A 20,159-nucleotide genomic window follows, 5' to 3' on the forward strand; every position below is an offset into this window, starting at 1 on the left:
TCTCACCAGATCGCGATCACGCTGTCCGCCCTTTTCACCGAATGGGATACGCCGAATGGGATACGCCGGACGGGAGGGGCGGGCCGGGGTCAGCGGGCCCGGCGGCGGGCGTCGGAGGGGGCGGGGATGAACTGCAGGGTCAGCGTCTGGGGCGCCTCGGCCATCCCTGGCCCGCCGGCCCGCACCCACGCCAGGACGTCGTCGACGCAGTCGTCGTCCAGCGCCCAGCCGATCCACGCGGCCCGCGCGCCGCGCCGCCGCCCCTCGGTGGAGGGCTGCACGACGATGACGTTGGCCTGTCCGCACGGCCCGAGGCAGTCGCTGGTGCGCACCTGGACGCCGGCCGCGCGCAGCCGGTCCAGCTGCCCCTGGTGGTCGGTGCCGGGGTGCTTGCGCGCGTCGCCGCAGCAGCACCCCCGGCAGACGACGAGGGTGCAGGGTCGGGGGCCGAAGGGCCGTAGGGCGCGGGTCGTCACCGGCCGATCGTGTCAGCCGCCCGCTCGGAAGCCTCGAGCGCCCCCTGCGTCGCCGGGGTCTTCTGCGCCTCCCGCGTCTCCGGTATCTCCTGCGCCCCCTGCGCCTCCTGCATCTCCTCTGTCCCCTGCCGTCCGGGGTCCCCCGCCCGCTTCTTCGCGATGACCGCGCAGACCACCAGCTGCATCTGGTGGAAGAGCATCAGCGGCAGCACCGCGAGGCTCGCCTGCGCGCCGAACAGCACGCTCGCCATCGGGAGCCCGGCCGCCAGGCTCTTCTTCGAGCCCGCGAACTGGATCGCGATCCGGTCGGCCCGGCCGAATCCCAGGCGCTTGGCGCCGTACCAGGTCAGCGCCAGCATGACGGCCAGCAGCACGGCCTCCACGGCCATCAGCGCGCCCAGCCGGGCGGGGGTGACCTGGCTCCAGACGCCGGCGACGACGCCTTCGCTGAAGGCGGTGTAGACGACGAGCAGGATGGAGCCCCGGTCGACGTACCCCAGCGCCTTCTTGTGGCGGGTCAGGAACGCGCCGACCCAGCGGCGCAGCAGCTGCCCCGCGACGAACGGCGCGAGCAGCTGGAGGACGATCCGCACCAGCGCGTCCGCCGAGAACCCGCCGCCGCTTCCGCTCAGCAGCGCCGCCGCGAGCAGCGGCGTCAGCACGATGCCGGCGAGGCTGGAGAACGAGCCCGCGCAGATCGCCGCGGGCACGTTGCCGCGCGCCATCGAGGTGAAGGCGATCGAGGACTGGATCGTGGAGGGCACCAGACACAGGAAGAGCAGGCCGGAGTAGAGCTGCTCGGTGAGCACGAGCGGCTCGAGGCCGCGCGCCGCGAGGCCCAGCAGCGGGAAGAGCACGAAGGTCGCGCCGAGCACGGTCAGATGCAGTCGCCAGTGCCGCAGTCCGTCCATCGCCTCGCGGGTCGACAGCCGGGCGCCGTACAGGAAGAACAGGAGCGCCACCGCCCCGGTCGACGCGCCGGACGCCGCCTGGGCCGCCGCGCCGGACGCCGGGAGCAGCGCCGCGAGGGCCACCGTCGCGAGCAGCGCCACGATGTACGGATCGATCGGCAGCCAGGACGGGAGGGAGGACGTGCGGCGGCTCATGTGCTCCACTTGCTCTCGGTCTGCTCTCGGTCTGCTGTGGGTCTGCTGTCGGTTCGGGGCGTGCCCCACCATGCTGCTCTCGACCACGGCGATCGGGAAACCCGTACACCACTCTGACTGTCATCACGGATCGCGATAGCGCGCGCTAGCCTTCGGACCATGTACGAGCCGGTGCAACTGCGCACGTTCCTCGCCGTCGCCCAGACGCTGAGCTTCACCCAGGCCGCCCGCCGGCTGGGCCTGCGGCAGTCGACGGTGAGCCAGCATGTGCGCCGGCTGGAGGAGGCGACGGGCCGGCAGCTGTTCACCCGGGACACCCACAGCGTGGAGCTCACCGAGGACGGCGAGGCGATGCTCGGGTTCGCCCGCACGATCCTCGAGGCGAACGAGCGGGCCTCCACGTTCTTCACGGGCACCCGGCTGCGCGGCAGGCTGCGCTTCGGGGTCTCCGAGGACTTCGTGCTCACCCGGCTGCCGGAGATCCTCCAGTCCTTCCGGCGCGAGCACCCGGAGGTCGACCTGGAGCTCACGGTGGAGCTGTCGGGCACCCTGCACGAGCGGCTGGCGGCGGGCCGCCTCGATCTGGTGCTCGCCAAGCGCCGGACCGGCGACACGCACGGCGAGCTGGTCTGGCAGGACGCCCTGACCTGGATCGGCGCGCCCCGGCTCCGACTGGAGGCGGACCGCCCGGTCCCTCTGATCGTCTTCCCGCCGCCCGGCATCACCCGCGCCCGCGCCCTGCAGGTGCTGGAGGCGGACGGCCGCCCCTGGCGCATCGTCTGCACCAGCACGTCCTTGAGCGGTCTGATCGCGGCGGCGCAGGCGGGTCTGGGGGTGATGGCCCACACCCGCGGCCTGATCCCGCCGGGCCTGGCCCCGGTCCCCGCGCGGGCGGGCCTGCCGGAGCTGGGCGACGTGGACTTCGTACTGCTCCACGGCCGCCGCCGGGACGCGTCACAGGAGTCCGCGGACGCGCTCGCCGCAGCGATCCTGGCCGGCGCCGACCGCCTCCACCGCCCGCCGGGCCCATCCAGCCGGTCCAGCACTTGAGAACAGGGCCCAATCGAGGACCGGACCCACCCAGCCCGTCCGGCGCTTGAGGACCGGGGCCCGGGGCAGAGCCCCGCAGGCAACCCGCACACCCCCACCAGCCCGTCCCGCGCTTGAAGACCGGCCCTATCCAGCCCGTCCGGCGTTTGAGGACCGGGGCCCGGGGCAGAGCCCCGCAAGCCCCCCGCCCCGCAGGCAACCCCCTAGCGGCCGACGCGCTCCTCGTACGTCAACTGCTTGACCGTCCGCAGCACCGGCGCGCACTCCACGTGCTGGACGCCCGCGATCCGGCCGAGGCCCTCGTTCAGATAGCGGTAGACGGACGCGGTGTCACGGCAGACGATCACGGCGACCAGGTTGCAGTGGCCTGCCGTCGCCGCGGCGAAGGCGACCTCCGGGTGCGCGGCGAGCGCCCGGCCGACGGCGTCCAGCTCCGAGGGCGCCGCGGTGATCCACAGCAGCGCCCGGGTGCCGAAGCCGAAGGCGGCCGGGTCGAACTGCACGTCGATGAAAAGCGCCCCGGAGCGCAGCAGCTGGTCGAGTCTGCGGCGTACGGCGGACTCGGAGCGGCCGGTGGCCCGCTGGAGCTCGGCGAAGGGGGCGCGGCCGTCGCGTTCGAGGACGGCGACGAGCGGCTCGTCGTCGGGGGTGATACGGGTGGCGCCGTCGGGGGCGGGCGGCTCGTCGGACTCCGGGCGCAGCGCCTCGACCTGTTCGGGCGTCAGCGCGCGGCTCTTGCCGAGCCAGCCGGCGGGGCCGCCGTAGAAGCTGTGCAGCACCTGGTGGGCGCGGATCTCGACGATGCTGGGGGTCCTCGGGAGCTTGCCGAGCAGCAGTTCCTCGTGCTCGCCGCCGTCGCCGGCGCGGGTCGTGCAGACGACCTCCGTGCCGCCGGAGGCGAGTCCGATCCAGGCGGTGTCGGGGCGTCGGGCCAGCGCTCGGGCGATGGCGTCGGAGGCGTCGGGGGTGCAGCGCAGCCGGAGCATCCAGTGGTCCTGGCCGAGCCGTTGGACGTCGCGGACGCCGACGACGCGCACCCCGACCTCGGCGCGCAGCCGCCGGAAACGGCGGGCGACCGTCTGGTCGGAGACGCCCAGCACGGCGGCGATCTTGCTGAAGGAGGCGCGTCCGCCCACGTCGAGAGCGTGCAGCAGCTTCAGATCCAGCTCGTCCGGCCCATCGGGTTCCACCGCCGCGCCCCCTCCTCGTGTCGGATTCCGCCGCCCCCGGCGCGCTGACCGCCGGATGACCGGCGGCTCTCGGATCGTACGACGTGAAACGGACCGAGCACCTCGGAGGACGTCATGCGCAAGTGGGGGCCGCTGCTCGCGGTCAGTCTGGGAACTTTCATGCTGCTGCTGGATGTGACGGTGTTGATCGTCGCGCTGCCCGACATGGCGGGCGCGCTGGACGCGTCGCTCACCGATCTCCAGTGGGTGATCGACATCTATGCGCTGGTGCTGGCCGCGCTGCTGCTCGGCGCGGGGTCGGCGGCCGATGTGCTGGGCGCTCGGCGGCTGTATCTGTGGGGCACGGCGATGTTCGCGGCGGCCTCGCTGGGCTGCGGTCTCGCCTCGGGTCCCGAGTCGTTGATCGTGATGCGCGGGATCCAGGGTCTGGGCGCGGCCGCGATGTTCGCGACCACGCTGTCGCTGCTCGGCGCCGCGTACCAGGGGCGGGACCGCTCGGTGGCGCTCGGGGTGTGGGGCGCGATCAGCGGCGCGGCGGCCGCGGTGGGTCCGGTGCTGGGCGGGGTGCTCACCCAGGCCATCGACTGGCGGTGGATCTTCTTCATCAATCTGCCGGTGAGCGTGGCGGCGGTGTGGGCGACGCTGCGCGCGGTGCGGCCGTCCGAGCGGAGCGTGCGGCGGATCGACTGGGCGGGCACGGCGGCGTTCGCGGTCTTCGCGGGGGCGGCGACGTACGGCGTGGTGCGGGCCGGCGAGGCGGGCTGGGCGTCGGCGCGCACGGGCGGGTGGTTCCTCGTGGCGGCCGCCGGCCTCGGCGCGTTCGTCGTGGTGGAGCGCCGGGCGGCCGATCCGCTGATCGATCTGTCGCTGTTTCGGCGCTCGTCGTTCGTGACGGTGATGGCGGCGGGCATGGTGTACAACGCGGCCGCGTTCGGGGTGCTGCCGTACACCTCGATCTGGCTGCAGACCGTGCTCGGCATGAGCCCGCTCACGGCGAGTCTGGCGCTGCTGCCGCAGGCCGTGGTGGCGTTCACGGTGGCGGCGGTGTCCAGCCGGCTGCTGCACGGGGTGCAGCGCCGCTGGGTGATCGGCGGCGGGATGCTGCTGATCGGCGCGGGCACGCTGGGGCAGGCGGTGCTGGACGCCGGTTCGAGCTGGGCCGCTCTGACGGCCGGGCTGATGGTGGCGGGCGTCGGCGTCGGCGTGATCTCTCCGGCGCTGGCGGGCGCGGCGCTGGCCTCCGTGCCGCCGCGCAACGCGGGCATGGCGGGCGGCGCGGTCAACACCTTCCGTCAGCTCGGTTACGCCCTGGGCGTCGCGGGCTTCGGCGCGGTCGCGGCGTCCCAGATGGCCCGGTCGCTGAGCGGGTCTGGGGTCGAGGGCGCGGCCGAGGCGGCGCACACGCTGGCGGGCGGCGGCGCGGGGGCGCTGCGCGCCGGGGGCGCGGTGACCGAGGAGGCGCTGCGCTCGGCGTTCGCCTCCGGGCTGAACACGGCGGCGGCCGCGGCCGGGGTCGCCGGTCTGCTGGCGGGCGCCGCGGCGCTGGTGTGGCTGCGGGCTCCGGCGGAGGAGAGCGGGCAGGTACGGACCAAGGACGCCGTCACCGTAGAGCGACCGTGAGTGCACGGTACAGATTCCGTGGAGATTCCGGGCCAGCTTCTTACTCCGCGGTCAGATGCCTGTCCCCATCTCCCGCTCTGTGCTCGGATATCTGCCGCTGACCTGTGGTGATGCCATTCGTCCACAGTTCACGAAGACCCTCCCGCCCGTCGGAGGGTTGGGGTAGCGTCACGGCGCTGTGCGGAGCGCCACAAGGAGCAGGCCATTGCGCGAGTTCACTGTCCCACCCATGGACGCGGCGCCTCAGGTCGGCGGACTGGCGGACGCGGTCTTCGATCACGCCGAGGACGATCCGGGCCGGATCGCGCTCGGCCGCAAGGACGCGGCCGGCCAGTGGCAGGACGTGACGTCCGCGGAGTTCCGCGACGAGGTGCTGGCGCTCGCCAAGGGACTGCTCGCGCACGGCGTCCGGTTCGGCGACCGCGTCGCGCTGATGTGCCGTACGCGCTATGAGTGGACGCTGTTCGACTTCGCGCTGTGGACGGTGGGCGCGCAGTCGGTGCCCGTCTATCCGACCTCCTCGGCCGAGCAGGTCTTCTGGATGCTGCACGACTCCGAGGTCACGGCGTGCATGGTCGAGCAGGAGGACCACGCCATGACCATCGGCTCGGTCGTGGACCGGCTGCCGCAGCTGAAGCGGCTGTGGCAGCTGGACGCGGGCGCGGTCGCCGAGCTGGTCGAGGCGGGCGAGCACATCGACGACGAGGTGGTGCACCGCCACCGGCGGGCGGTGACCCCGGACTCGACCGCCACGATCATCTACACGTCGGGCACCACCGGCCGCCCCAAGGGCTGCGTGATCACGCACGCCAGCTTCATGTACGAGGCGGACACCCTGGTCGGCCGCTGGGAGCCGGTCTTCCACTCCAAGCCCGGCGACGAGGCCGCCACGCTGCTGTTCCTGCCGCTGGCGCATGTCTTCGGGCGGATGGTGGAGGTCGCGGCGATCCGCGGCCGGGTCAAGATCGGCCATCAGCCGGTGCTCCAGGCGAGCGCGCTGCTGCCGGATCTGGTCGCGTTCCGGCCGACGTTCATCCTGGCCGTGCCGTACATCTTCGAGAAGGTCTTCAACGCCGCGCGCCGCAAGGCGGAGAGCGAGGGGAAGACCGGCCCCTTCGACAAGGCCGTCGAGGTGGCGGTGAGGTACGCGGAGGCCATGGAGCACCGGGCCTTCGGTCTGGGTCCTGGCCCCTCGGCCGGGCTGCGGGTGCAGCACCAGCTCTTCGAGAAGCTGGTGTACGGCAAGGTGCGCGAGGCGATGGGCGGACGGGTGCGGCACGCGATGTCCGGCGGCTCGGCCATGGACCGCAGACTCGGGCTCTTCTTCGAGGGCGCGGGCGTCACGGTCTTCGAGGGGTACGGGCTGACCGAGACGACCGCGGCGGCGACGGCGAATCCGCCGGAGCGGCCCCGGTACGGCACGGTCGGCCTGCCGATCCCGGGCACCACCGTGCACATCGCGGAGGACGGCGAGGTGTGGCTGCACGGCCCCCAGGTCTTCCAGGGCTATCTCGGCGACCCGAAGTCCACGGACGCGGTGCTGCACGACGGCTGGCTGGCCACCGGCGACCTCGGCTCGCTCGACGAGGACGGCTATCTGACCATCACCGGGCGGAAGAAGGAGATCCTGGTGACCTCCGGCGGCAAGAGCGTCTCGCCGGTGGGGCTGGAGGAGCGGGTGCGGGCGCATCCGCTGGTGGCGCAGTGCATCGTCGTCGGCAACGACCGCCCCTTCGTCGCGGCGCTGGTCACCGTCGACCAGGAGGCCGTCGAGCACTGGCTGGCCATGCAGAACAGGACGTCGCTGCCGCCGACGGAGCTGGTGCGCGACCCGGATCTGGAGATGGAGATCCGGCGGGCGGTGGTGGCCGCCAACACGCTGGTGTCGAAGGCGGAGTCGATCCGTACGTTCCGGATCCTGGCCCACCCCTTCAGCGAGGAGCACGGGCTGCTCACTCCCTCGCTCAAGCTGAAGCGCAAGGCCATCGAGTCGGCGTACGCGACGGAGGTGGACGCGCTCTACCAGTGAGGCCCGACCGCGGGGCCCGCCGCGCAGCGTGCGAGGGCGCGTGTCCGCCAGTGATCCGACGTAATCTGACGGACCATCAATTGACGCTGTATCACTTATTGACGACCCATCAGGTCCGGCACAGAATTTCGGTCACCCGACGGAGGGACCCACTGTGTCGCGACCCATCCGGACCATCGCAGCCGCCGCGGCGCTGCTGCTCGCCGCCGCCTGCAACTCCGCGTCCACCTCGGGCGAGCCCGCCGACAAGAGCGGCTCCTCCGTGCGCGGGGTCACCGCCGACTCCATCAAGGTCGGCGGCATCGTCTCGATGACCACCGCCAGCGGCTACTCCAAGAAGGACACCGACCTCGGCGCCCGCGCCCGCTACGAGCGCGCCAACGCCGAGGGCGGCGTCCACGGGCGGAAGATCGAGTATCTGGGCGCCGAGGACGACGGCCAGGATCCGGGCAGGAACCTCGCGGCGGCCCGCAAGCTCGTCCAGCAGGAGAAGGTCTTCGCGGTCTCCCCGATGAGCTCGGTGACCTTCTCGGGCGCGGACTTCCTGGAGCGGCAGAAGGTGCCGACCTTCGGCTGGGGCACGGTCCCGCAGTTCTGCGGCCCCCAGTACATCTACGGCTTCGGCGGCTGCATGGTGCCCACCCCGGGCGGCACCATCACCCAGAGCTGGCCCGAGGGGCTCGCGCAGGTGCTGGGCGGCGCGAAGGGCAAGTCCGTCGCGATCCTCGCCAACGACAACGACGCGGGCGGCTTCGCGATCCGCACCTACCGCCAGGGCTTCGCCGCGGCCGGCTTCCAGGTGAGCTACGCCAAGCCGATCGTGCCCGCCACCTCGCTGCCCAGCGACTGGTCGGCGTACACCAAGGAGATCCTGCGCAGCGCCGGCGGCAAGGCTCCCGACGCCGTGGTGTCCGTCATGCAGACCCCGTACAACATCGGCCTGTTCACAGCGCTCAAGCGGGCCGGCTACCGGGGCCTGCTCACTGATCCGACGGACTACGATCCGGGGCTGCTCGCCAAGAGCGCGACGCGGCAGGCGCTCGACGGGGTGCATGTGCTGCTCTCCTTCGAGCCGTTCGAGTCCGACAGCCCGGCGATGACGCGGTTCAAGGAGGACATCCGCAAGACCGCGGGCAAGGACGTGCCCCTCAACATGCACATGATGACCGGCTATATGTCCGCCGACCTCTTCCTCGCCGTCGCCGAGAAGGCCGGCGAGAAGCTGACGGTCGACAGCTTCCAGAAGGCGGCGGCGAGCTACTCCGACACCGGCACGATGGTCGGCGACCGCGATCTCGCCAAGGGGCGCAAGGAGGCGTTCGGCTGCGGAGCGCTGGTGCGGCTGAAGAACGGGGCGTACGAGGTGTCGTCGCCGTTCGCCTGCTACGAGCCCATCCCCTTCGGCTGAGGGGACGCCGCCATGGCGGATCTGCTGGGCTTCGTGCTGAGCGGGCTGGTCTCGGGCGCCCTGTACGCCCTGCTGGCGACGGGGCTGGTGATCTCGTACTCGGCGTCCGGTCTCTTCAACTTCGCGCACGGCGCCACCGCCTATCTGTGCGCGCTGGCCTTCTACGAGCTGCACTCCGGCTTCGGCTGGCCCGCCGTGCCGACGGCGCTGCTGCTGGTGTGCCTCGTGGCGCCCGGGCTCGGCTGGAGCCTGGACCGGCTGATGTTCCGCAAGCTCGCGCGGGTCGGCGAGACGGCGCAGATCGTGGCGACGATCGGGCTGCTCGTCGCGCTGCCCGCGCTCGGGCTGTGGATCGTCGAACTGCTGGCGGCGGCGGGGGCGCCGGTGAAGCCGGCGGAGAACCAGTTCGGGCTGCCGGGCGTGGGGCCGAGCCCCGCCGTCTCCTGGCAGCTGGCCGACGGGGTCGGCGTCGACTCCGACCAGCTGATCACCTGGGTCGCGGCCGCGGCCGCGGCGGCGGCGCTGTGGGCGCTGCTGCGGCGCACTCGGCTGGGGCTGCGGCTGCGGGCGTCCGTCGACGACCGCTCGCTCGTCGAGCTCCGGGGCATCAGCGCCGACCGGCTCTCCTCGATCGCCTGGATGCTCTCCTCGGCCCTCGCCGGGCTCGCGGGCGTGCTCGCCACGCCGCTGCTCGGGCTGTCCGCGCACGACTACACGCTCTTCCTCTTCGTGTCGGCGACGGCGGCGGTGCTGGGACGCTTCGCCTCCGTGCCGCTGGCCTTCGCGGGCGGGCTGGCGCTGGGGGTGCTGCAGAACCTGGTCGCCGGGTACGCGTCCTTCGCGGACCGGATCACCGGATTCCGTACGGCCGTTCCGTTTCTGATCCTGTTCGCCGGGCTGCTCGTGCTGACCCGACGGCAGCGGGCCGCGGGCACCGCAGCGGCCGACGCGCCGCCGGCCGACCATCTCGCGGGCCGCTCGCGGGCGCGGTGCCTGGGGCCGTGGGCGGTGGGCGCGGTGCTGCTCGCGACGGCCTTCTACACGGTCACCACCCCGTTCTGGAGCGGGATCCTGGCGCAGGGGCTGGCGATCTCGCTGGTCTTCGTCTCCTTCACGGTGGTCACCGGGCTCGGCGCGATGGTCTCGCTGGCGCAGGCGACCTTTGTGACGGGCGCGGCGCTGGTGGCCGGGCTGCTGATGAGCCGCGGCTGGCCGTTCGCGGCGGCGACGCTGGCGGGCGCGGGCGCGGCGGCGCTGCTCGGGGCGCTGGCGGCCCTGCCGGCGCTGCGTCTGGGCGGGCGCTCGCTCGCCCTGGCCACGCTGGCGCTGGCCTTCCTCGCGGACCACGTCCTGTTCCAGATGGGGTGGCTGCGCAACGGCGACACGGGGTGGGAGATCCCGCGCCCGGTGTTCGGCCCGGTGGACCTGACGGACGACCGGGCGATGGGCGTGGCGCTGGTGGTGCTGGTGTCGGCGGCGGTCGCCGCGCTCAGCGCGCTGCGCGACTCGCCGTCGGGGCGGGCGATGCTGGCGGTCCGCTCGGCGCCGGCGGCGGCCCTGGCGAGCGGGGTCTCGGTGGTACGGACGAAACTGCTGCTGTTCACGCTGTCGGCGGGGCTGGCGGGGTTCGGGGGCGTGATGTACGCGTCGTACAACACCCGTGTCACCGCGACGGACTTCACGGCGATGACGGGTCTGGTCTGGCTGGCGGTGGTGGTCGCGGCGGGCGTGCGCAGACCGCAGTACGCGGTGGTGGCGGGCCTGGTCTTCGCCGTGGCGCCGCACGCGCTCGAGCAGTGGGCGACGGAGTCGGCGCATCTGCCGGTGATCCTGTTCGGCCTGGCGGGGCTGGCGCTGGCGAACGATCCGGACGGGTACTGCGCGGGGGTGTGGGTCCGGCTGAGGGGGGCGCTGGCGAAGGCGGCCGCCGCGCGCGGAGAGGCGGCCGCCTCCCCGACCGTCCCCGCCCCGAGACCGCCGTCCGGCCCGGCGCTCCCCCGGCCCGCCGCCGCGCCCCGCGACCGCCCGGACGCGGCCCCGTACACATCCCCGTACACAGCGCCGGACACGGCCCGTCCGGCCCTGGAGCTCCGGGGCGTCCACGCCGGATACGACGCGGGGACCGTCCTGCACGGCGCCGACCTCGCCGTGCGCGAGGGCCAGATACTCGCCCTGCTCGGCCCCAACGGCGCGGGCAAGACCACGCTGTGCCGGGTGGCCGCCGGGCTCGTCGCACCCGACCGGGGCGAGGTGTACGTCCGGGGGCGGGACAGCTCGCGGAGCGGGCCTGTGCGCCGCGCCCGCGAAGGAGTGCTGCTCGCGCCCGAGGGGCGGGGGATCTTCCCTTCGCTGACCATCGAGGAGAACCTCGCGCTCGCCCTGCCCGGGCACGGCGCGCGGGACGCGGTGTACGAGCGGTTCGGCGAGCTCGCAAAGCGGCGCTTCGTGACCGCCGGATCGCTCTCCGGCGGAGAGCAGCAGATGCTCGCCCTCGCCCCGCTGCTCCAGCGCCCGCCCGCCGTCCTGATCGCCGACGAGCCCTCCCTCGGCCTCGCGCCCCGCGTCGTCGAGGAGGTGTTCCGGCTGCTGACGGAGCTCCGCGACGCCGGCTGCGCGCTGCTGCTGGTGGAGGAGAAGGCAGCCGAGGCGCTGGGCGTCGCGGACACCGTCGCCTACCTCTCGCAGGGCGCGGTCTCCTGGTGCGGGCCGCGCGACGCGGTGGAGCGGGACCGGCTCACCGAGGCATACCTCGGCATGGCGCAGGGGCGCCGGCCATGAGCGAGTACGTGCTGCGGGCATCGGGCGTCGGCGTGCAGTTCGGCGGGATACGGGCCCTGGACGGGGTGGACCTCGCCCTGCGGGCCGGCGAGGTCTGCGGGCTGATCGGCCCCAACGGCGCGGGCAAGACCACCCTGTTCGACGTCGTCTCCGGCATCCGCCGCCCCGACCGGGGCCGTGTGCTGCTCGACGGCGCCGACGTCACCCGCCGCTCGCCCGTCTGGCGCGCCCGGCACGGGATGCGCCGCACGTTCCAGCGCCAGCAGCTCTTCGGGCAGCTGAGCGTCGCCGACAATCTCCTGGTCGCCCAGGAGTGGCGCGGCGGTGGCGGCGGTCTCGTCACCGACCTGCTGGCGGCGCCCACGCGCCGCGCCCACGAGGCGCGCCGCCGCGAACGAGCCGAGGCCGTTCTGCGCGCCTGCGGCCTGGAGTCCCTCGCAACGGCCGGCGCGGGCGCGCTGCCCGTCGGCCAGGCCCGCATGGCGGAGCTCGCCCGCGCGCTGGTGGACCCGCCGCGGGTCCTGCTCCTGGACGAGCCGGCGTCGGGCATGACGGCCGCCGAGCGAGCCCGGCTGGCCTCCGTGGTGCGCAGGGCCGCGGACGAGGACGGCTGCGCGGTCCTGCTCGTCGAGCACAACGTCGCGTTCGTCATGGAGCTCTGCGCCCGGGTGGTCGTCCTCGACCTGGGCAGAACGCTCGCCGAGGGCACGCCCGCCGAGGTCCGCGCCGATCCCAGGGTCCTGGACGCGTATCTCGGCGTCGACTCGGCTTGAACAGCGCCGAGTCGGGCGGCGCGCACAGAGGCTGGAACAGGTCGCTCCGCCGCCCTGCGCAAGAGCCGCGCAAGAGCTCCGCAAAGCCGCGTCGGCACATGACGACATAGCGCATATGGGTCGGATAGTCCTACTGGATCCAGCCAAGGAGTTACCGGATGATCACGGATGATGTGCAGGAACGGGTGTGCAGGGAGCGCCAGTTGGGACGCAGACCGCGCCACCCGCAACAGAGGAGCCCCCCGTGATAGCAGTTCCGCCGCTGTTCTCCCCCATACCCCCCGCCATCCATCCGCAGCACGAGCAGATCGACGCGCGGACAGGAGCCTGGGCCGAGTCCCATCGGATCGGATCCGACGAACTCCGCCGACGGCTCGTACAGCATGAGATCGGCGCCTTCGCCGCGCGCGTCATGCCGCAGGGCCGCGAGGAGGTGACGCAGCTGATGGCCGACTTCGTGCTCTGGCTGTTCGGAGTCGACGACGGCTGCTGCGAGGAGGGCGACCTGGGCCGGCACCCGGGCGAGCTCGCCGGGACGCTGCACCGCCTGCTGCGCGTCGCACAGAGCCCGGAGGCCCCTCTGCTGCTCGACGACACGCTGGCGAGCGGCCTGCGCGATCTGCGGGCCCGGGTCGAGGAGTACGGCACAGCCAGCCAGGCGGCGCGCTGGATCGGCCATCTGCGCGAGTACTTCTTCTCGGTGGTGTGGGAGGCGTCCCACCGCAGCGCGGGCACGGTGCCCAGCCTCTCGGACTACACCCTGATGAGGCTCTACGACGGTGCGACCACGGTCGTGTTCCCCTTGCTGGAGATGGCCCATGGATACGAGCTCCAGCCGTACGAACGCGACTACCGGGCCGTGCGGGCGGTCGAGGAGATGGCCTCGTTCGTCATCACCTGGGACAACGACATCCTCTCCGACCACAAGGAGCGCGCGCAGCGCGGCTACTACCTGAACGTGCTGCGGGTGCTGGAGACGTCGGGCGGACTCAGCCGGCAGGAGGCGATGACGACGGCCATAGCGCAGCGCGACCGCGTGCTGATGGCCTTCGTACGGCTGGCCGACCACCTCTCGGCCGTGGGCAGTCCGCAGATGCGGCAGTACATGGCGGGCCTGCGCAGCTTCATCCGCGGCTCGCAGGACTGGGGCGTCAACTCCATCCGCTACACCACGCCGGATGACCCGGCCGCGCTCCCCACCGTCTTCACGAGCACGCCCACCGACGGCGGGCACGAGCCGCTGGGGATCGACGCGGTGTCGTGGTGGTGGGACGTGGTGCCGACCGGGCCGTCCGCGCGTCTGGTCTCCCCGCGCTCGCGCCGCGAGGGACTGATCGCCGCCCGCTGAGCGGTACGGGGACGGCGGCTGTCCACGCCCGCCGACAGGGAGGCGCACCGGGTCCGAGGGCTACTGCCGGGCGACGACGGTCATGGGGATGCGGTCGGCGTGCGCGACAGCGGACGCGATCTCCCGGGGCGAGTGGCCGGGAACCGGGACGAGCCGCCACTGGCGGAGGATGGTCGCGATGGCGATCGTGGCCTCGGTCCAGACGAAGAGGTCCCCGATGCACTTGCGGTTGCCCGCGCCGAAAGGAATGTAGGCGCGGCGGCCAGGGCCCTGAGCCTGCCGCTCGGGAAGCCATCTGTCGGGGTCGAAGAGGTGGGCCCTGTCGTACAGGCCGGGATCGCGGTGCAGCGCGTACAGGCTGAAGGCGACCTCGGTGCCGGTCGGCAGCTCGACCCCTCCCAGGGTCACGGGCTCGGTGGTCCGCCGCATCAGGAGGGTGACGCCGTGCAGCCGGATCACCTCGTCGATCACCCGCCGGATGCCCTGCAGGGCGGGCACGTGCTGGGCGGTGACCGGACCGTCGCCGACCACCTCGCGGATCTCGGCGACGAGGGCGTCCTCCACGTCGGGGCGCGAGACCAGCTCGTGAAACGTCCAGGCGAGCGTGGCGGCCGTGGTCTCCGCGCCGGCGAACAGGATCGTGGCCAGCTCGTCGCGGACCTGCACGTCCGACAGGCGCGTTCCGCTCTCGGCGTCCTGCGCGGCGAGGAGCAGAGCCAGCAGGTCGTCGTGATCGGTGGGGCCGGCCGCTCGCGAGGTGGCCACCACCTCGTCGATGACCGCGCGGAGGCTGGCCGCCGCCTGGTCGAACCGGCGGTTGGCCGGGATCGGCAGCCGGTCCAGCGCCTTGGGAGAGGCCGCGCGTATGAGGAGGTTCGCCAGCAGGACCGGCAGGTTCCTGCGCACGGCGTCGACGGCCGGCAGGCCGATGTCCGTGGAGAACAGCGTGCTCGCCAGAGTCTCGACGGCGTACCCCGCCATGGCCGGTTCGAGGTCGATGACGTCGCCCGGCGCCCAGGAGTCGGCGAGGGCCTGTGCGTTGGCGCTCATGACGTCCGAGTAGCCGGCGATGCGCTCGCGGGAGAACATCGGCTGGATCATCCGGCGGTGCTTCTTGTGCAGCTCGCCGTCGGCGTTCGCGAGGCCGTTGCCGGCCAGGGGCCGCAGCCTGTCGAAGAATCGTCCCTTCTCGAAGCTGTGCGCCTGACGGACCGTGACCTCGTGCACGAGGTCGGGCGTGGTCACCACGACCATGGGCATCGTGCCGAGGTGGACGCGCACGAGGTCGCCGTGCTGCCGGAGCGAGGAGAGAAACCCGAGGGGGTCGCGCCACAGGGCGAGAGCATGGCCGAGGAGCGGTACGGCTCCCGGCACGCGGGGGACGGACGTGACGGGTCGCAGCTCAGCAACTGACGACATCCGGGTGGGTTCCTCTCAGTCAGGACGCGCCGGGCAGATCGCCTGCCGGCGCCGAAGCGGGGCGGCGGCCCCGCAGTATTCCGCGACGCCGGCCTCCGAAGATCATCGCTACCCAAGTGTGGGCGTCGCCATCCCAGTTGAGGTGGGGGGGGTGCCCCCACGACGGGCGCGGGTCGACAGTAGGCTGCGCGATGCTGACCAATCGTCACTCTCGGTGTGGGCCCGCCTCCCGGCGGGTCTCGCCGTTGCCCGGAGGCCCCGTGACCACCCCGCCCCCCGCCCCGACCGGACCTTCCTCGACGGCCGCCCCGCTCGGCTGTCCCGCGCACCAGGGCGTCGGCGCCCCACGCCCGCGCCCGCTGTACGGCCGCGAGGCCGAGGCCCAGCCGTACGCTCTGTACGAGCAGCTCCGCGCCGAGCACGGGGCCGTGGCGCCCGTTCTGCTGTATGGAAACGTGCAGGCCTGGCTGGTCCTCGGGCACCGCGAGAATCTGGAGGCGATGCGGTCGCCCCGCTTCTCGTCCGACTCCCGCCACTGGCGCGCCATCCAGGAGGGCTCCCTCGCGCCGGACTCGCCCCTGCTGCCCATCACCGCGTGGCAGCCGCTGGTGGCGCTGACCGACGGAGCCGAGCACGCCCGTCTGCGCCAGGCGGTCACCGAGAGCCTGGCGCGCGTGAACCGCCACCGGATGCGCCGGTACCTCACGCGCTACGCCACCCGCCTCATCGAGGACTTCGCCTCCACAGGGCAGGCCGATCTCGTGGCCGACTTCGCCAGGAAGCTGCCGGCGCTGGTCGTCTGCCAGGTGTTCGGCATACGCGAAGAGGACGCCCTGACCGTCGGCGCGGCGGTGAGCGACATGATCAGCGGCGGCGAGACGGCGATGCAGAGCAATCAGCTCATCGTCGAGATGATGAGCGACCTGGTGGAGCGCAAGAGGCAGCAGCCCGGCGACGACCTGGCCAGCTGGCTGCTGGTCCACCCCTCGTCGCTGACCGACGAGGAGGTTCGCGAGCATCTGCGTCTCGCGCTCGTGGCGTCGCTGGAGCCCACCGCCAACCTGATCGCCAGCGCGCTGCGGATGGTGCTGACCGACCGGCGTTTCCGAGGGCACCTCTCGGGCGGCCAGATGACCCTGCCCGATGCCCTGGAGCAGGTCCTGTGGGACCATCCGCCGCTCGCCGTGGTCCCCACTCGCTGGGCCACGGGCGACACCGAGCTCGGCGGCGCACGGATCGCGGCCGGAGACATGGTGATGCTCGGCCTGGCGGCCGGCAACGTCGACCCGGCCATCCGGCCCGACGCGGACGCCTCGATGCACGGCAACCGCTCGCATCTGGCCTTCGGCGCCGGCAGCCACGAGTGCCCTGGCCAGGACCTCGGCAGGGCCATCGCGGAGACCGGCATCAACCTTGTCCTGGAGCGCATCCCCGATCTGCGGCTCGCCGTCGACGACTACCAGTTGCAGGTCGTCGGCACCTGGATGTCCCGCCGTCTGACCAGCCTGCCCGTGGCCTTCGCGCCGCAGCGGCGCCAGGAGGCGGCGCCGGTGCAGCCTCCTGCTCACCCGCCGGTTCAGTACGCGGCCGCGCCGCCCGCACCGCAGAAGCGGCCGCGGTTCAGGTGGTTCGGGGGCCGGTAGGCCTGATCCGGCCGCGCGAGAGAGGAGCCAGGGGCTGGGCAGGACGCCGTCCAGTCCAGCCCAGTCCAGTCCAGCCGCTCGTCGTGCGCCGGTCGACGGCGGCTCGCGGCGCGCCGGCCCGCCGTGCCGCACCGGAGGGCTTGACGAGGCGCGGTCAGTGGTCTGGACCGATGAGGTCGCAGCGGACGCCCGCCGACTTCGCCGGCGGGGAATGCGTGTGCAAGGGTGATCGTTGACTGTGGGAGTACTGCCCCACGCATGACCCAGCATGACCGACGCATGACCGACGACGTAAGGATCGACCGCTCGTGAGCAAGGTGCCCTCCATCATCCTCAACAACGGCGCCGCCATGCCCCAGCTCGGCTACGGCGTCTGGCAGGTGCCGGACGACGAGGCGACGCGGGCGATCGGCACGGCCCTGGAGGCCGGCTACCGCAGTATCGACACCGCGGCCGTCTACGAGAACGAGCGGGGCACCGGGCGCGCCGTCGCCGCCTCCGGCATTCCCCGCGAGGAGCTCTTCGTCACCACGAAGCTGTGGAGCAGCAACCACGGCTACGACTCCACGCTGCGCGCCTTCGACGCCTCGCTGGACAAGCTCGGCCTCGACTACGTGGACCTGTATCTGATCCACTGGCCGGTGCCCGCGAAGAACCTGTACGTCGAGACCTACAACGCCTTCGAGAAGATCCACGCGGACGGTCGCGCCAAGGCGATCGGCGTCTCCAACTTCCTTCCGGAGCACTTGGAGCGCCTGATCGGCGAGACCGCGATCGTTCCGGCGGTGAACCAGATCGAGCTGCACCCCCAGCTCCAGCAGTCCGCCTCGCGCGCCTTCCACGCCGAGCACGGCATCGCGACCGAGGCCTGGTCGCCGCTGGGCCAGGGCCGGGGCCTCCTGGAGGTCCCGACGGTGGTCGCGGTCGCGCAGAAGCACGGCAAGACGCCCGCTCAGGTGGTGCTGCGCTGGCACTTGCAGCTCGGCAATGTGGCGATCCCCAAGTCCGTGACCCCGTCGCGGATCCAGGAGAACATCGACGTCTTCGACTTCGAGCTGGACGGCGACGACCTGGCGGCGTTCGCGGCGCTCGACGAGGGCAAGCGGCTGGGGCCGGACCCGACGACGTTCGGCTAGAGCGAGAGACTTGCCGCCGGGGCGCCGACAGCGGCCCGGCCATGCGCGACGCCCTCGCCCGGGTACGTACCCGGCGAGGGCGTCGTCGTCTTCGCGTTTGTGTCTTCGCGTCGGCGAGCTGCGCGTACGCACGATCGGCGCGAGCACGAGCGCAAGCGACCCGTGCCCGTACGAGCGATCAGTGCGCGAGACGCGCCGAGCACGAGCGACGAGCCACGTACGAGCGATCAGGGCGAGACGCGCCGGTCGAGCCGCGAGGGTCAGCCCCGGCGCGCGGTGTGCACGGTGCGCGCGAACAGCAGGTACGGGTCCGCGCGGTGGTGGAGCCCCTGCGGGTCGGCCGGGTCCAGCAGCCGCTCGAGCGTCGCGCGGTCCTCGGCCGACAGCGCCTCGCCCAGGACGTCGAGCTGCCGGGTGAAGTCGGCGATCAGATGGTCGCGCGCGACCTGCGGGATCGGCGCCGGGACGTCCAGCAGGAAGGTGCGGGCGCCGCTCGGCGTCAGTCCCGCCCCCGCCGTCAGCGCGCGCCAGTCCTCGACCTCGTCCTTCGCCCCGGGCAGCTCCGCCCGCATCTGCGTGAACCAGTCGTCGGTGGCCACCCCCATCCGCGCCTCCAGGCCCGGCCGGCCGATGCCGATGTCCCGCGGCAGATGGCGCGCGGGCAGTCCTCCCTCGGCCAGGGCGAGCAGCCCGCCGGGCCGCAGCAGCCGCGCGAAGCCGGCGAGCGCGGCGCGCTGATCGCCGATGTGGTGCAGGGAGTTGCCCGCCCAGATCAGGTCGGCCTCGCCCAACTTCTCGAAGTCTTCCGGGAGTTCCGCGTGCAGGGTGCTGATCCGGTCGCCGAGCCCGGCGCGCTCCGCGCGTTCCCTGGCCCGCTCCAGCAGCGGCGCGGTGGCGTCCACCGCGACCACCTCCGCGTACGGGAAGGCCTCGGCGAGCAGCACGGTGAGCACTCCGGGGCCGCTGCCGACGTCGAGGATCCGGCGGACACCGGCCGCCGGCGCCAGGGTGCCCATCCAGTCGGCTGCCTGGCGGTAGAGCGGGCTGTGGAGCTCGACGCCGATCTCCAGCAGCGGCGTCATCTCGTCCCAGTCGATGTGCGTCGTGTCGTGGTGATGAGTCATGGCTCCAGAGTCGCGTCGCTTCGCCCTTCTGGCGAATGCTGTTGCGGTTTCGGCAAACCGCCGTTCGCCGGGGCCTGCCCCGTTCGGTGCTCCTGCGGGCTGATCCCCCGTACCCGTTTGAACGCCGCGCTCAGCGCGAACGAGCCGCTGTAGCCGACCTTCCTGGCCACCGCCTCCACCGTCGCGTCCGTGTCGCGGAGCAGGTCGGCGGCGAGCGCGAGCCGCAAGCCGGTGAGGTACGCCATCGGGGGCTCCCCCACCAGGTCGGTGAAGCGGCGCGCGAGCCCGGCCCGCGAGACCCCGCACTTGTCGGCGATGGAGGCCACCGTCCAGGGGTACGAGGGATCGTCCTGCATCAGCCGCAGCGCCTGTCCCACCACCGGGTCGCCCATCGCCCGGTACCAGGCCGGGGCCGCCGCGTCGGGGCGGGAGAACCAGGTCCGCAGCGCCGCGACCAGCACCAGGTCCAGGATGCGGTCGAGCATCACGCTCTGGCCGGGCTCGTCGCGGGAGATCTCCTCGTCGAGCACCGGCATCAGCGGGCAGGTCAGCGTCTCGGCCGACAGATGCACCACGTCGGGCAGCGCGTCCAGGAGCCGCGTGCTGACCTCGCCCTTCATCTGGTACGTCCCGACCAGCATGGTGCTCGACCCCGCGGGGTCGTTGCCCCAGCTGCGGACGCCCAAGGACATGGACTCCGCGAGCGGTTCGCCCTGGAGGGTGTGGCAGGTCCCGCCCGGTCCGATCAGCGCGGTCGGCTCGCGGTCGGCCCGGTCGGCGGTCGTGTAGTGCCCGGGACCGCGGACGATGGCGACGTCCCCGGGGCGCAGCAGCACCGGCTCGCAGACATCGGGAATGATCCACGCCTCGCCCTTGGTCATGCAGAGCACGCACAGCGTGGCCTCGTCCTCGACGCGCACCGACCACGGCGGCCGCATCACCATCCGCAGCAGAAAGGCCCCCCTGGCGCGTGGTCCGTCCAGAAGTCCGGCGAGAACGTCCATGCGTCACAGCGTACGCAGACCCGTAGACGCGCGCATATGACATTGAGCCTTTGAA

Annotated in this window: 15 protein-coding genes; 9 read left to right on the top strand and 6 right to left on the bottom strand. The window is 72.8% G+C overall.

The genetic code is table 11. The annotated features are described in order from the left end of the window. Window positions 1-89 precede the first annotated feature (89 nt). Both AB0M39_RS24920 and AB0M39_RS24925 read right to left on the bottom strand, forming a co-directional pair. Window positions 90-476 (bottom strand): (2Fe-2S) ferredoxin domain-containing protein, encoded by a 387-nt coding sequence (locus AB0M39_RS24920; RefSeq protein ID WP_365367975.1) that lies wholly within the window; start codon window positions 474-476, stop codon window positions 90-92. Further along, window positions 473-1,582, bottom strand: coding sequence for a bile acid:sodium symporter family protein (locus AB0M39_RS24925; RefSeq protein WP_365367977.1), 1,110 nt, complete (start codon window positions 1,580-1,582; stop codon window positions 473-475). The genes AB0M39_RS24920 and AB0M39_RS24925 overlap by 4 nt, the downstream gene beginning before the upstream one ends. A 159-nt stretch (window positions 1,583-1,741) precedes the next feature. Here AB0M39_RS24925 and AB0M39_RS24930 point away from each other — a divergent pair, with 159 nt between their 5' ends. Then, complete coding sequence (locus AB0M39_RS24930; protein WP_365367979.1) at window positions 1,742-2,632, top strand: LysR substrate-binding domain-containing protein; 891 nt, start codon at window positions 1,742-1,744, stop codon at window positions 2,630-2,632. Between the two features lie 203 nt (window positions 2,633-2,835). Here AB0M39_RS24930 and AB0M39_RS24935 read toward each other — a convergent pair whose 3' ends face one another. Beyond that, window positions 2,836-3,822, bottom strand: coding sequence for an AsnC family transcriptional regulator (locus AB0M39_RS24935; RefSeq protein ID WP_365367981.1), 987 nt, complete (start codon window positions 3,820-3,822; stop codon window positions 2,836-2,838). Between the two features lie 114 nt (window positions 3,823-3,936). Between AB0M39_RS24935 and AB0M39_RS24940 the strand changes: the two genes are divergently transcribed. The 6 genes from AB0M39_RS24940 to AB0M39_RS24965 all read left to right on the top strand — a co-directional run bounded on the left by AB0M39_RS24940 (window position 3,937) and on the right by AB0M39_RS24965 (window position 13,778). After that, the gene (locus AB0M39_RS24940; RefSeq protein WP_365367983.1) at window positions 3,937-5,442 is read left to right on the top strand and encodes an MFS transporter; all 1,506 of its coding nucleotides are present in this window, start codon (window positions 3,937-3,939) and stop codon (window positions 5,440-5,442) included. A gap of 229 nt (window positions 5,443-5,671) precedes the next feature. Continuing rightward, window positions 5,672-7,471, top strand: a complete 1,800-nt coding sequence (locus AB0M39_RS24945) for an AMP-binding protein (protein ID WP_365367985.1) — start codon at window positions 5,672-5,674, stop codon at window positions 7,469-7,471. A gap of 154 nt (window positions 7,472-7,625) precedes the next feature. Continuing rightward, window positions 7,626-8,879: an ABC transporter substrate-binding protein gene (locus tag AB0M39_RS24950; protein WP_365367987.1), complete on the top strand. Its 1,254-nt coding sequence runs from the start codon at window positions 7,626-7,628 to the stop codon at window positions 8,877-8,879. Between the two features lie 12 nt (window positions 8,880-8,891). Next, window positions 8,892-11,657: an ATP-binding cassette domain-containing protein gene (locus tag AB0M39_RS24955; protein WP_365367989.1), complete on the top strand. Its 2,766-nt coding sequence runs from the start codon at window positions 8,892-8,894 to the stop codon at window positions 11,655-11,657. Continuing rightward, window positions 11,654-12,430 (top strand): ABC transporter ATP-binding protein, encoded by a 777-nt coding sequence (locus tag AB0M39_RS24960; RefSeq protein ID WP_365367991.1) that lies wholly within the window; start codon window positions 11,654-11,656, stop codon window positions 12,428-12,430. Before AB0M39_RS24955 ends, AB0M39_RS24960 begins: the two co-directional genes overlap by 4 nt. 247 nt (window positions 12,431-12,677) lie before the next feature. Continuing rightward, window positions 12,678-13,778 carry a selina-4(15),7(11)-diene synthase gene (locus AB0M39_RS24965; RefSeq protein ID WP_365368043.1) on the top strand — a complete coding sequence of 367 codons (1,101 nt, stop codon included), beginning with the start codon at window positions 12,678-12,680 and terminating at the stop codon, window positions 13,776-13,778. A gap of 60 nt (window positions 13,779-13,838) precedes the next feature. Here the strand turns inward: AB0M39_RS24965 and AB0M39_RS24970 are convergent, their stop codons facing one another. Continuing rightward, the gene (locus AB0M39_RS24970; protein WP_365367993.1) at window positions 13,839-15,197 is read right to left on the bottom strand and encodes a cytochrome P450; all 1,359 of its coding nucleotides are present in this window, start codon (window positions 15,195-15,197) and stop codon (window positions 13,839-13,841) included. Window positions 15,198-15,457: 260 nt separating this feature from the next. Between AB0M39_RS24970 and AB0M39_RS24975 the strand changes: the two genes are divergently transcribed. Together AB0M39_RS24975 and AB0M39_RS24980 are read left to right on the top strand one after the other, a co-directional pair. Continuing rightward, window positions 15,458-16,840: a cytochrome P450 gene (locus tag AB0M39_RS24975; protein WP_365367995.1), complete on the top strand. Its 1,383-nt coding sequence runs from the start codon at window positions 15,458-15,460 to the stop codon at window positions 16,838-16,840. A gap of 308 nt (window positions 16,841-17,148) precedes the next feature. Next, window positions 17,149-17,976: an aldo/keto reductase gene (locus AB0M39_RS24980; protein ID WP_365367997.1), complete on the top strand. Its 828-nt coding sequence runs from the start codon at window positions 17,149-17,151 to the stop codon at window positions 17,974-17,976. 260 nt (window positions 17,977-18,236) lie between these two features. Here the strand turns inward: AB0M39_RS24980 and AB0M39_RS24985 are convergent, their stop codons facing one another. After that, window positions 18,237-19,100, bottom strand: a complete 864-nt coding sequence (locus AB0M39_RS24985) for a class I SAM-dependent methyltransferase (RefSeq protein ID WP_365367999.1) — start codon at window positions 19,098-19,100, stop codon at window positions 18,237-18,239. Further along, complete coding sequence (locus AB0M39_RS24990; protein ID WP_365368001.1) at window positions 19,097-20,104, bottom strand: AraC family transcriptional regulator; 1,008 nt, start codon at window positions 20,102-20,104, stop codon at window positions 19,097-19,099. The genes AB0M39_RS24985 and AB0M39_RS24990 overlap by 4 nt, the downstream gene beginning before the upstream one ends. Window positions 20,105-20,159: the final 55 nt, after the last annotated feature.

It is taken from the genome of Streptomyces sp. NPDC051907 (assembly GCF_040681075.1).
Lineage (GTDB): Bacteria > Actinomycetota > Actinomycetes > Streptomycetales > Streptomycetaceae > Streptomyces.